General features: G+C 60.9%; 7 protein-coding genes and 1 tRNA gene. 5 read left to right on the forward strand and 3 right to left on the reverse strand.

The genetic code is table 11. The annotated features are described in order from the left end of the window. The first annotated feature begins 13 nt into the window (after positions 1 to 13). Positions 14 to 769: a triose-phosphate isomerase gene (tpiA, locus tag ACTO3O_RS07505; RefSeq protein ID WP_297830372.1), complete on the forward strand. Its 756-nt coding sequence runs from the start codon at positions 14 to 16 to the stop codon at positions 767 to 769. Between the two features lie 1,000 nt (positions 770 to 1,769). Here tpiA and ACTO3O_RS07510 read toward each other — a convergent pair. Beyond that, complete coding sequence (locus tag ACTO3O_RS07510; RefSeq protein WP_297830370.1) at positions 1,770 to 4,802, reverse strand: GH92 family glycosyl hydrolase; 3,033 nt, start codon at positions 4,800 to 4,802, stop codon at positions 1,770 to 1,772. A 71-nt stretch (positions 4,803 to 4,873) separates the two neighbouring features. On the opposite strand from ACTO3O_RS07510, the gene ACTO3O_RS07515 reads away from it, so the two are divergent. Beyond that, positions 4,874 to 5,785, forward strand: a complete 912-nt coding sequence (locus tag ACTO3O_RS07515; RefSeq protein WP_297830368.1) for a class I SAM-dependent methyltransferase — start codon at positions 4,874 to 4,876, stop codon at positions 5,783 to 5,785. A gap of 1,101 nt (positions 5,786 to 6,886) precedes the next feature. On the opposite strand, the gene ACTO3O_RS07520 is transcribed toward ACTO3O_RS07515, so the two are convergent. Beyond that, entirely contained in the window at positions 6,887 to 9,082 is a 2,196-nt protein-coding gene (locus ACTO3O_RS07520; protein ID WP_297832473.1) for a glycoside hydrolase family 20 protein, read from the reverse strand. A gap of 33 nt (positions 9,083 to 9,115) precedes the next feature. Beyond that, entirely contained in the window at positions 9,116 to 9,772 is a 657-nt protein-coding gene (locus ACTO3O_RS07525; protein WP_297832476.1) for an ABC transporter ATP-binding protein, read from the reverse strand. A 107-nt stretch (positions 9,773 to 9,879) separates the two neighbouring features. On the opposite strand from ACTO3O_RS07525, the gene ACTO3O_RS07530 reads away from it, so the two are divergent. The 3 genes from ACTO3O_RS07530 to ACTO3O_RS07540 all read left to right on the forward strand — a co-directional run bounded on the left by ACTO3O_RS07530 (position 9,880) and on the right by ACTO3O_RS07540 (position 11,473). After that, positions 9,880 to 11,001, forward strand: a complete 1,122-nt coding sequence (locus ACTO3O_RS07530) for an ROK family protein (RefSeq protein ID WP_297626719.1) — start codon at positions 9,880 to 9,882, stop codon at positions 10,999 to 11,001. 144 nt (positions 11,002 to 11,145) lie between these two features. After that, a tRNA-Met gene (locus ACTO3O_RS07535) sits at positions 11,146 to 11,218 on the forward strand. A 108-nt stretch (positions 11,219 to 11,326) separates the two neighbouring features. Further along, on the forward strand, positions 11,327 to 11,473 hold the full coding sequence (locus ACTO3O_RS07540) for a hypothetical protein (RefSeq protein ID WP_297832479.1): 147 nt from the start codon (positions 11,327 to 11,329) through the stop codon (positions 11,471 to 11,473). Positions 11,474 to 11,967: the final 494 nt, after the last annotated feature.

Here is an 11,967-nt window from a genome sequence, read left to right on the forward strand (position 1 = left end):
CAACAATACCATCATGAGAAGAAAAATCGTCGCAGGGAACTGGAAAATGAATACCACGCCGGCAGAAGGCGTCGCCCTCCTCGAAGGCGTAGCGGCTCTGAAAGGGGGCGCACCGGCCGATGTCGAACTGATCGTCGGTGTTCCGTTCACCCACTTGTGCAGCGTCAAGGGGCCGGCGGAAAAGGCCGGGATTGCCGTTTCGTCTCAGGACTGTGCGGATCACGAATCGGGGGCTTATACCGGCGAGGTGTCGGCTAAGATGATTTCGTCGTTGGGGGCTAAGTATGTTATTCTGGGGCACTCCGAACGGCGCGAATACTATGGCGAAACCAGCGAAACGCTCAACAAAAAGATGGCTTTGGCTTATGCGCATGGGTTGGTACCGATCTACTGCGTGGGCGAAAAACTCGACGAACGGGAGGCTGGCAAACACTTCGACGTCGTTCGGGCGCAGATCGAAGAGGTCGTTTTCAACCTGACTCCGGAACAGTTCGGCAAATTGGTGATCGCTTACGAACCGGTTTGGGCGATCGGCACCGGCAAGACGGCGACGGCGGAGCAGGCGCAGGAGATTCATGCGTTTATTCGCAAGGTGCTGGCTGAAAAGTTCGGTGCGGCAGCAGCTGACAAAACGCCGATTCTTTATGGCGGGAGCTGCAAGCCGGGCAACGCTGCCGAAATTTTCAGCAAGGCGGACGTAGACGGCGGTTTGATCGGTGGCGCTTCGTTGGTTGCCGACGACTTTATCGCGATTGCGAAAGCGTTCTAACATTCGGCTATCCAACCGAGTAGCTCTTGTCCTCACCTTCCTACAGGAAGGTGAGGACGTTTTTTTCTGGGGCGGTCGAGAATAGGGCCCAAGCTGCCCCTTGCCCACTGCGGGCACTCGGACAAGAATAGGGTAGAGGCTGCCGCAGCAAAACGAAGTTTTGCCCGTCCACGGGACGTGGGGCCCGCGCGGCCCGAGCGCAGTACCCTCCTGTAGTTAAAGGCGCGCGAAAAAGTGGCGGAGCGAAAGCGGAGCCGCAGTGATGCGGACACGGGGCGGAGAACTGGGCAGTGTGTTGGGGCAAGCTTTGGGTTGAACTTGTTGGCTGTGCTTTGGGCCGAGCTTCTGCGACTCGCAGAGTCGCGCGGGCCGAAGCCTCCGACCGCGGAGGCCCGCAACTGACGTTGCTGTGGGCCCCGCAGGCTTCGACCGCTTGAACTGAGAGCGAGTAGCGCGATTCCGAGAGGAATCGCCGTCCTCGGTGAGAGCGACGCTTTAGCGGCGCGTGGGGGCGCGCCGAGGGCGAATCCGGCAGTCAGGTAGTGACAAGGGAGCGCGTTGGTGGGTCGGACGCCCGGGCGGAACGCAACGAACACAGTGAGTTTGCGGGCCTCCCGAGGGGAGGCGTCCGCCCCGCGCGGTTCTTCGAACCGCAAGGATTCAACTCAAAAGTAGGGTAGAGGCAGTCCCGCTATTTGGGGTAGACACAGCCAGCAAAACGCCCTGTGGGCGCGTTTATTCCGAGAGGCAACGCAACTGAAGACCATAGGCACGGTAGCCAGCATAGTTGGAATAGAGGCTTGTCGTATAGAAACACAAATATATGCCGCGAGTACCACTGATCGTAGTCGACCAGCTGTAGCCTCCGTCGCCGCAGCTTACCGGTAGACCTAATTGTCCGTGATCACCTGCATCGCGGTAGCCCGGGGCGGGAGCAACCAGAAAAGAAAAGGAGCTCCCGGAATGGAAGCTCCCTCTGTAAAATGCGCCGAATGAGGCATCAGTACGCCATCACCTCGTCGAGGAACATCCAAGCCGGATTGCCCTGTCCGATATGCCCCTCCGGCAGCGGCCCGTTTTCGATTCGGAACCGGATGTAGCGCGCCTGTACTCCGCCCGGAATCGATGTGCCGAAGTAATGCGCACCGCTCCCTGCCGTTAAGCTGTCGCTCCCGTCGATCCGCACCGGATGGCCGTAATGCGTCCCGTCGGTCGAAAATTCGAATACGGCCCCTCGCGGTAAAACGATCCACGATCGCGGTTCATTGTCCGCATTGAAGCCCACGTGCTGCAAGCTCCGCACCGTTCCCAAATCGATCACCCCCGCCGCATCGATGCCGTTGAAGCCGATCCATTCCGGACGCACATAGCTGTCGCCCCCCATCGCATTGTCCACCAAAGCCGCAGCCCCGCTGTTCATGTACGGTGCCGACGGCGCCTGTTCCAACGTCACCGCCGCGTCTTTCAGTGCACTCTTGTAGAACCGATAGCTCTTCACCTGGCTGTCCGACCGTCTGTTCGCTGATCTCTCCATGGCGATGGCCCGTAATTTCAACTCCGCATCTCCTGTGAGCGTAATCCCGCCGACCGGTACGATCGGAGAGGCGGAGGTCGGTTCCGAACCGTCCAACGTGTAGACGATCTTCCGCGGCTGCGGTGCCGCACATTTCGGGAACAGGGTCATCGAGTGGCCGAATACCCGCAGCGTATCTTCGATGTACGGCTCGAATACCACCTCCGCGAGCATCTGCTCTGCGGTCAGGGCATCTTCGGCCGGAATCTGAGCCACCGGTCGGTCCGCCGGATCCGTCCCGAAATCTTTCGTCGGTTCAGACCCCATATGCAGCACGAGTTTGCCGCCCTCGTCGAGCATCGATTGGGTGATGTACGATTTCGTATACGGCTCTCCGTTCCACTCCGCCGACCGGATGTAGATGTTTTTCCCGTCCGAAGAGAGCCCTTCGGCTTCGATAATAAACGGCCGGCCGGATGCCGTCGTCGGTGCGATTTCGACCCGTTCGAAGGTCGGCGTCCCCAAAACGTAGACCCCCGATCCCGGGGTCACGGGATAGAAGCCCATGGCGCTCAAAACGTACCAAGCCGACATCTGGCCGCAATCCTCATTACCGCACAACCCGTCCCGCGCCGTGGTGTACATCGTCCGTTTGATCTCATCCACCCGCTCCTGCGTCCGCCACGGCGCCCCCGCGAACGAGTAGAGATAGGCTACCTGATGCGACGGCTCGTTGCCGTGCGCGTACTGGCCGATCAGTCCCGAAACGTCCGGCGAATGGTCGTTCGTCGTAGTCGGCGCCTCGAACATCGCGTCGATGGCAGCGATATAAGCGCTGTCGCCGCCCAGCATGCCGATATGAGTCGTCACGTCCTGCGGCACGAAGAAACGATAGTGCCAGGCATTCCCTTCGGTGAAGTCTCCCTGTCCGAGGATCGAGATTTCGGTCGGGTCGAACGGCGTGCGGAATGCGCCCGTCGAGAGCCTACCCTTGAAGAAACCGTCTGCCGGATCGAATTGATTTTTATACGATTGCGCCCGACGGATGAAGACCCGATACAGGCTGTCGTTCCCCAGCGCTTGGGCCATCCGGGCGATGCACCAGTCGTCGTAGGCGTATTCCAACGCCTTGGAGACCGAATTGTTCTCCTTGTCGGCCGGCAGGTAACCCAACTGCCGGTAGTGTCCGATTCCGCCGTGTTCGCGTTGCATGGCGCTGTGTACCATCGCCTTCAGCGCTTCGTCTCCCTCCTCGGCCGAGAGTTCGCCCTTGAAAAAAGCGTCGGCGATGATCGGCACCGAGTGGTAACCGATCATGCAGTTGTTTTCGTTCATGTGCAGGTCCCACACCGGCAGTCTGCCGGTCTGCCGGTAGTAGCGCAGCATGGAGCGGGCGATCTGCGCATTGACTTCCGGCTGCACCAAGGTCAGCAGCGGGTGCAGCGCGCGGAAGGTGTCCCACGTGGAGAAGATGCTGTAATTCGCCCCTTCCGTCGAATCGGTCGGGTGAATCTCGCCGTCCGCTCCGCGATACCGGCCGTCGGTGTCCGTAAAGAGTACCGGTGCGATAAAGGAATGGTACAGAGCGGTGTAGAATATGCGCAGGTCTTCATCCGTCCCGCCCGAAACGGTGATCCGTCCCAGTTCGCGATTCCACTGGTCACGCGCTTCTGCCGCCAGTGTGTCGAACGATTTGCCTGAGGTTTCCGCCGCCAGATTGCGCCGGGCCCCTTCGATATCCACAGCCGACAAACCGACTTTCACCTCCCAGTTCTTGGTGTGCTCCTCCGGGAAAAGGGCGAGTACGATCTCTTTCCCCATCCCTTCGGTGACGGTCGTGTCGCGTCCGTCGATCCGTGCCCGAATCTCGCGGATGGGGGCCGAAAATTCGGCCCGGAAGAAGACCGTATGATCCGCCGCCCAGCCGTTCGACCGCCGCCACCCTTCGATCGTCCGGTCGTCGACCTGACGGAATGCCGCTTCGCGCACGTTGTCCTGTATCCCGTGCCGCAGGTCGAGCATCAGGTGTTGGTTGTCGCTGTGTTCGTAGGTGTATCGGTGAATCCCCGCATGCGGCGTGGCGGTCAGTTCGACTTTCACGCGCGGATCGTCCAGGTAGACGCTATAGTATCCGGCCGAAGCCTTTTCGCTCTTGTGGTTGAACCGCGAGCGATAGCCGCTGTCCGGCTCGGCTTTGGTTCCCGGTTCGAACCGGACGGGACCAATGGCCGGCATGAAGAGGATGTCTCCCAAATCCGCACCTCCCGTCCCGCTCAGGTGGGTGTGCGAGAAGCCGAGCAGGCTCGAATCGCTGGCGTGATAGCCGGAACACCAGTCCCATCCCTCGGTGTCGGTGTCGGGCGAGAGTTGTACGAAGCCGAACGGCGTGGTCGCTCCGGGGAAGGTGTGTCCGTGGGCGTCGGTGCCGATAAAGGGATCTACGTAGTCGGCCGGATCGCCGTGAGAGCCACAGGAGGCGAGTGTCAGAACGCCGGCGGCTAAGATGAGGAGTTTTTTCATCTGTTTCGGGTCAGTTTTCGACAAAGATATTGATTTTTAATGCTACTTTTATCGTCCGAAGGGATTTTACTATGGAATTGAATTTACTGACTCCGACCCGATGGGTGGATTACGAATTGATCGACTGCGGAGGCGGTCGCAAACTGGAGCGTTTCGGCCGGGTGGTGACGGCGCGGCCGGAGCCGCAGGCGTTGTGGGCGCCGTCGCTTTCGGAGGAGGAGTGGGAGGAGAGGGCGGGGGCGGTGTTCCGCAAAAATAAGGGGAGTGAGGAGCGGGGCGAATGGGTGTTGAAACGCGGGACGCCGCAGCAGTGGTCGATCGATTATGCGGGCGAGGGGGGCTGGCGTATTCGGTTGCGGCTGGGGCTGACGTCGTTCAAGCATGTGGGGGTCTTTCCGGAGCAGGCGGCCAATTGGGACTATATCTACGAGACGGTCAGGCGGTTGCGCGGGGCGGGGGTGGAGCGGCCGGCGGTATTGAATCTGTTTGCGTACACGGGCGGGGCTTCGCTGGCTGCGTGCGCGGCGGGGGCGGAGGTGACGCATGTGGATTCGGTGCGCCAGACGGTGACATGGTCGCGCGAGAATATGGAGGCGTCGGGGCTGGAGGGGATCCGGTGGGTGGTGGAGGATGCGATGAAGTTCGTCCGTCGCGAGGTGCGGCGGGGGCATCGTTATCATGGCATTGTGCTCGATCCGCCGTCGTATGGCCGGGGGCCGGAGGGCGAAAAATGGGTGCTGGAGGAGCAGATCGGGGAGATGTTGGCGTTGTGTGCGGAGTTGCTGGAGGAGACGGGGTGTTTTGTGGTGCTGAATCTCTATTCGATGGGTCTTTCGGCTCTGCTGGCGCGGACGCTGGCGGAGTCGGCATTTCCTCAGGCGGCAGGGGCAGAGGTGGGACAGGGGGAGTTGTATGTGGCGGATGGGGCGGGCAAGCGGTTGCCGTTGGGGGTATTTCTGCGGTTCCGGCGGTTGTTTGGGTAGTTCCAGCCCGTTTTCGTGTGCCTCTCTTCTCCGTTTATTCCGAGAGGCAACGCAACTGAAAACCGTAGGCGCGGGTATGTGCACGATGGGGATCGAGTGCTGTCACGTGGAAAAACAAGTGCCTTCCATTTGTGCCACCGGCTGTCGAGGCAACTGTAGCCGTAACTGCCGACACCGTATAATGCTCCCGTAGTGTAGTGGCGTTCGCCCGGGGCGGGTTTATTCCTGTTTACGTTTTGAACTGACTCCTGTGGTTCGTAGAACCGCCCGGGCCGGAGCCATCCTAACTTAGATATCTCTACAATGGCCCATTTGTGCGGTCGAAGCCTACGGGGCCCACAGCAACGTCAGTTGCGGGCCTCCGCGGCGGGAGGCTTCGGCCCGCGCGACTCTGCGAGTCGCAAAAGCTCGGCCAAAAGCAAGACCCAACTCACCGCCCAATCCACAGCCCCATGCTCAGCCCAGCGCGGCGCGAAAACCAGTTACGGTTTTCGCGCCCGAGGAATAGTCGCGGCCCAAAGCACAGCCCAGTTCTCCGTCCCGTGTCAGCCTCATTGCGGCTCCGCTTGCGCTCCGCCGCGTTTTTATGCCCGTTCTTTGTCCGCGCGCTGGCGGAAAGCTTGTTAGAACAATTCACCATTGTTCTAACGATTTCGTTCTCCAGCAATCGCGCGCGGTCGGGCTTTGACCCGGATGAAACTGCCCTGCGCGGGCGGCGTCCGGGTGACCCCGGCGGGACGGAGCGATACTGCGTATCGCTTAATCAGCTCAGCCCAATTCTTTATTCACGCGCCTGCGCGATTCAATCATTTCGGCTCACGCCGAAATAGTTGAATCGCTCCTTTAGGCGGGGCGCGCGGGCGAGCTTTGTCCCGCCTAAAACTGCCCTCGGGCCGCGCGGGCCCCACGTCCCGTGGACGGGCGAAACTACGTTTCGCTGCGGCCGCCTCTACCCTCAATTCTTTGTCCGCGCCTCGTCTAAAGGAGGGAACTGCCCGGCTGGCGGATCCCACTTACTTATAAGAGAGAGAATCCTGACAAAACACTCTGTGGGTGTGGCACGGGAAATGCTGGCGCATTTCCACTGGCAGTCTTGCCGGTTTAATAGACTGCGATTTCGTCTGCAAAGATCCAGGCCGGACTCCCTGCGCGCGGATGACCTTCCGGCAGAATTCCCCGATTCGTCGCCTCGATCCGCACGAAACGAGCCTCGGCCGCCTGTCCGAACCGGATGTCCAACGGCCTGATAATCACCTCTGAAGTCGAATCTTGTTCCACAGCCACGTCCGCCGCCTCCGTATACCGTTTCCCGTCCGCCGAAGTCCATACTTTCAACCGTGTCGGCAGCATCACCGACGTCGAACCGACGTGTTGCAGAAAACGCATCCAAACCCCCTCCAGCCGCCACACGCTGCCTAAATCCAGGGTCACATCCAGATTCGTCCCCTCGAAGCCCTGCCAGGCCGGATCGTCCCCCCGTTTGAAGGCATACCGGTTGTCTACCAGTGCCGAATCCCCGCCCCCCGTATAAGCCGAGTGGTAAGGATAGGCATACGTCACTTTCGCCCCCGTCGCAGGATTCAGCAGCCGGGGCGACGACAATACGCATCCCGCAGGTTTCCCCCGCCGAAACGTGACTGCCGTCAAGGTCGACGGCTCGGTAATGACGATCGAATCGGCATATACCGGCGCCTCCGCCGTCGGCATCGACCCGTCCAGCGTGTATCGGATCGGATGGAGCGCCACCTCTGTCGCCAGCCGGATCACCAGTGCGCCGTCGTCGTTGAAATGCTGTTCGGCGATGTACGGCGTGAACGCGCTCTCCGCATAATGCCACCCCCGAGCCGCATACCGGTCGTACTGCCGGTCGAGCTTCCGTTCGAACCGGTGCCAATCCTTGGCCGTCGTATCCGACCACAACGCTTCTGAAAGAGCTGCCAGTCGCGGCAGTAACATATATTCCACGTGTTCCGGCGTGCGGATGTTTTCCGTCCAGATATTGGCCTGACCGCCGAGAATATGGTGCCGTTTATCAGCCGCCACCTCCGGCCGCAGCGGGTCGAACGCGTAGACGCGCGGCACGCCGTTATACCCTCCCCACCCCTGCGGTTCGCACGGATTCTGACTCTGGTAGTGGTCGAAATAGACATAGTCCAGCGGCACCATCACCGCATCGTGTCCCGCGTTGGCCGCCCGAACGCCCCCCTCGAAACCCGTCCACGACATCACCGTAGCATTCGGCGCGAGGCCTCCCTCCAGAATCTCGTCATAACCGATCATCCGTTTGCCCTTGCCGTTGATGTACTTCTCCATCCGATGGACGAAATAGCTCTGCAATTCGTGTTCGTCCTTGAGCCCCTCGGCCTGCTTGCGCGCCTGACACAACGGACACCCGCTCCACTGCTCCTTGCCCACCTCGTCGCCGCCGATGTGGATGTACGGCGAGTCGGGAAAAAGCTCCACCACCCGGTCGATGATCTCCTGAAGGAAAAGGAACGTCGAGTCGTTGCCCGGACAATAGATGCCGCTCCCCGGCTTCGCCGTCGGACAGGCGAACTGCGGATAGGCGAAGGTCGCCGCCTCGGAGTGTCCCGGCATCTCGATCTCCGGAATCACCGTAATGTGCCGCGCTCGGGCATAATTCACGATCTCGCGGATATCCGCCTCGGTATAATATCCGCCATACGTATCCGTACTGTCCCGCCGCGATTCGTCGCTCAGCTCCAGCCCGATCCACGGCGCCAGCGGATCCTTGACCTTCCGCCACGCCGCTGTCCGGGCCAGCAGCGGATAGCGGTCGATCGCCAGCCGCCACCCGATACCGTCCGTCAGGTGCCAGTGGAAAGTATTGAGTTTGTGGTAAGCGAGGATGTCGATATACCGTTTGATGAAATCTTTCGGGAAGAAGTGTCGGCTCACATCCAAATGCGCCCCCCGCCACGGAAACCGGGGTGCGTCCTCGATCGTCACCGCCGGCACGTAGCCCGCCGAGTCCTTGAGCTGCTCCAACGTCTGCAACCCGTAGAAAATCCCCGCATCGCCCCCTCCGACCACCTCCATCCGTCCGTCGGCCACCGTCAGCCGGTAGGCCTCGGGATTCCGCAGCGAGGTGTCGATCGCCGTCCGCACGCTGTCCGCCACCCATCGGATCATCCCCTCTCCCTCGACGATCCGGGCGGGTTGGGGAATCACGGCGATCTCTTCGGCCGCCCGTTGCGGCCCGCAGGCGCAGCACAGCGCCACAGCCCCTGCGGCAGCGGCGGTCGAGAGTCGGATGGTGGTCAGGTGTCGTTTCATATTCGAAAGGTTCAAAGTGTTCGTAAATTCCGTTTAAAGTTCCGCGATCATCCCGTCGCGCATGGCGATCCGCCGGTCGGACATGGCCGCGAGGTCGTTGTCGTGGGTCACGATGACGAAAGTGTAGCCGAACCGCTCCCGCAGCTCGAAAAACAGGCGGTGCAGGCTCTCGCGATTGACGCTGTCGAGGTTTCCCGAGGGTTCGTCGGCCAACACCACCGCCGGGTCGTTCATCAAGGCCCGCGCCACCGCCACCCGCTGTTGCTCGCCCCCCGAAAGCTCGGCCGGTTTATGCCCGGCGCGGTGTCCCACCCCCAGTAGCTCCAGCAGCTCGACTGCCCGCCGTTGCGCCGCAGCGCGCGAGGTGCGCCGAATCAGGGCCGGAATCATCACATTCTCGGTGGCGGTAAACTCGGGTAAAAGGTGGTGGAACTGGAAAACGAAGCCGATCTGTTCGTTCCGCAGCCGCACCAGCTCGGCCGGCCGCAAACTCCCCGTGTCGCGTCCCGCAATCTCGACCGTTCCGCTATCGGGCTGCGCGAGGGTGCCTATGATTTGCAACAAGGTGGTCTTGCCCGCCCCGCTGGGCCCGACGACGGTCACCACCTCGCCCCGGGCGATGTCGAGGTCGATCCCCCGAAGCACTTCGACCGTGCCGAATCGTTTTCGTATCTCTCTGCATCGTATCATCGTATGGACAAATATAGCGTTTTTCGCAATCGCTCGGTTCGCAGACCGCTATATCTTCCTTTTTCCTTATATTTGCTAAAAATAACCCGAACCAAAACGAGAGCTATATGAACTTCACCAAAGATTCCCGCACCGTGATGACGCTGGACGCGGGGGGAACCAATTTCGTATTCGGCGCGATCCGAGGCTGCGAAGAGATCGTCGAACCGATTCACCTGCCCTCGGCGGCCCATAACCTGGAGCTGAGCCTGGCCAACCTGATCAACGGTTTCCATGCCGTGCGGTCGAGGCTCAAGGAGGCGCCGGTGGCCATCAGCTTCGCCTTTCCCGGGCCGGCGGACTATCCGAACGGCATTATCTGGAACATCGGCAACCTGCCGGCCTATAAGGGTGGGGTGGCTGTCGGGCCGATGCTGGAGGCGGAATTCGGCATTCCGGTCTTCATCAACAACGACGGCGACCTGTATGCCTACGGCGAGGCGATCGAGGGGTATCTGCCGTGGGTCAATGCCCAGCTCGAAAAGGCGGGCAGCCCGAAACGGTATCGCAATCTGGTGGGGCTGACGCTCGGGACGGGCTTTGGCGGCGGGATCGTCCGGAACGGCGAACTGTTCCTGGGCGATAACTCGGCGGCGGCGGAGGTGTGGCTGCTGAGTCAGCGGTACCACCAGGAGCGGAATATCGAGGAGTCGATCAGTATCCGGGCGGTGCGCCGGGTGTACGGCGAACTCACGGGGACGCCGGCGGACAAGTTGCCGCATCCGAAGGACATCTACGAGATCGGGATCGGAGAGAAAGAGGGGGATCAGGCGGCGGCGTTGGAGGCGTTCCGGCGGATGGGGCAGGCTTTGGGGGATGCGTTGTGCAATGTGCTGACGGTGGTGGATGGGATTGCGGTGATCGGCGGCGGTGTGGCGGGGGCGAAGTCGCTGTTCGTGCCGGCGATGATGGAGGAGGTGCACGGGCAGTTTGTGGGGGCTACGGGGGTGCAGTTCCCGCGGTTGGCGCAGAAGGCGTTCTATCTGGAGGACGAGGCGCAGATGGCCGATTTCCTACAGGGCGAGGTGAAACAGATTCAGGTGCCGCACACCAACGAGCGGGTGACGTACGATTCGATGCCGCGGGTGGGGATCGGTTTCTCGCGGATCGGAACGAGCAAGGCGATCAGCATCGGGGCGTATGCTTTTGCGCTGCATGCGCTGGATCGGATGGCGGGCGGACGGAAATAGTTGTTTTGTGCGCCGGGTCGCGCGTATCGAAAATTGTCCTGTTTTCCGACCGAGGGAAGTCGTCTTGGTCGGAAAATGGGATATTTTTTCTTCCCAGGTTTGCAGTTTCCGAAAAATGTCTTACCTTTGTACTCGAATTATGATCGCGGGGTGGAGCAGTTGGCAGCTCGTTGGGCTCATAACCCAAAGGTCGGAGGTTCGAGTCCTCCCCCCGCTACTCAGACGGTTTGCATCGTAAGATGCGAACCGTCTTTTTTTATTTTTGAAGTGAATCCTCTTGTGAATCCCCGCCCCGGGCTATCGCAATCTGGCGAACGGCGAGCCGGTGACTGTCGGCAACTACGGTTCCAGCTGGTCTTCCGTCACGAGCGGCATCTACGGACAGGACTTGAATTTTCATTCGCAGTCCCAGTACACCAGCGGTTCGGACGGTCGCGGCTATGGTTTTCAGTTGCGTTGCCTCTCGGAATAAACGGGAAAGGCATGGGCGGTGTGGGTAAGGGGCTGAGACTATCTTACCCTCTTGGGCGGGCCGAAGACTGCGGGGCCCAAAAGCAACGTCAGTTGCGGGCCTCCGCTGCGGGAGGCTTCGGCCCGCCCAACCCAAAGGGTCGCGAGAACACAGCCATTTTTTCGGCCGCAGCCAGCGGAGAGCGAAGACGGAGCGACAGCGGAGTATTTCGGCCCTCCGCATCCGGGGGCTGCGGGCCGACCGTTAACACGAGGACTTAGCTACTCGCTCTCGGCCCAAAGCTCGACAAAAAGCACCGCCCAATCCACAGTCACATGCTCGGCCCAGCGCGGCGGGAAAACCGGCTACGGTTTTCCCGCTTGAAGAACAGCACGCCCAAAAGCACGACCCAGTTCTCCGACCCGTGTCCGCCTCACTGCGGCTCCGCTACCGCTCCGCCACATTCCCGTCGCCCGCGGCAATTCTGCCGGATTGGCACTTGGCCAATCCGGCAG

This window comes from Rikenella sp. (genome assembly GCF_056799795.1).

What these genes read in the sequence shown, in the direction of transcription:
- tpiA (WP_297830372.1), top strand. Translation starts at nt 14, where the DNA reads ATGAGAAGAAAAATCGTCGCAGGGAACTGGAAAATGAATACCACGCCG.
- ACTO3O_RS07515 (WP_297830368.1), top strand. Translation starts at nt 4,874, where the DNA reads ATGGAATTGAATTTACTGACTCCGACCCGATGGGTGGATTACGAATTG.
- ACTO3O_RS07510 (WP_297830370.1), bottom strand. Translation starts at nt 4,802, where the DNA reads ATGAAAAAACTCCTCATCTTAGCCGCCGGCGTTCTGACACTCGCCTCC.
- ACTO3O_RS07525 (WP_297832476.1), bottom strand. Translation starts at nt 9,772, where the DNA reads ATGATACGATGCAGAGAGATACGAAAACGATTCGGCACGGTCGAAGTG.
- ACTO3O_RS07520 (WP_297832473.1), bottom strand. Translation starts at nt 9,082, where the DNA reads ATGAAACGACACCTGACCACCATCCGACTCTCGACCGCCGCTGCCGCA.
- ACTO3O_RS07530 (WP_297626719.1), top strand. Translation starts at nt 9,880, where the DNA reads ATGAACTTCACCAAAGATTCCCGCACCGTGATGACGCTGGACGCGGGG.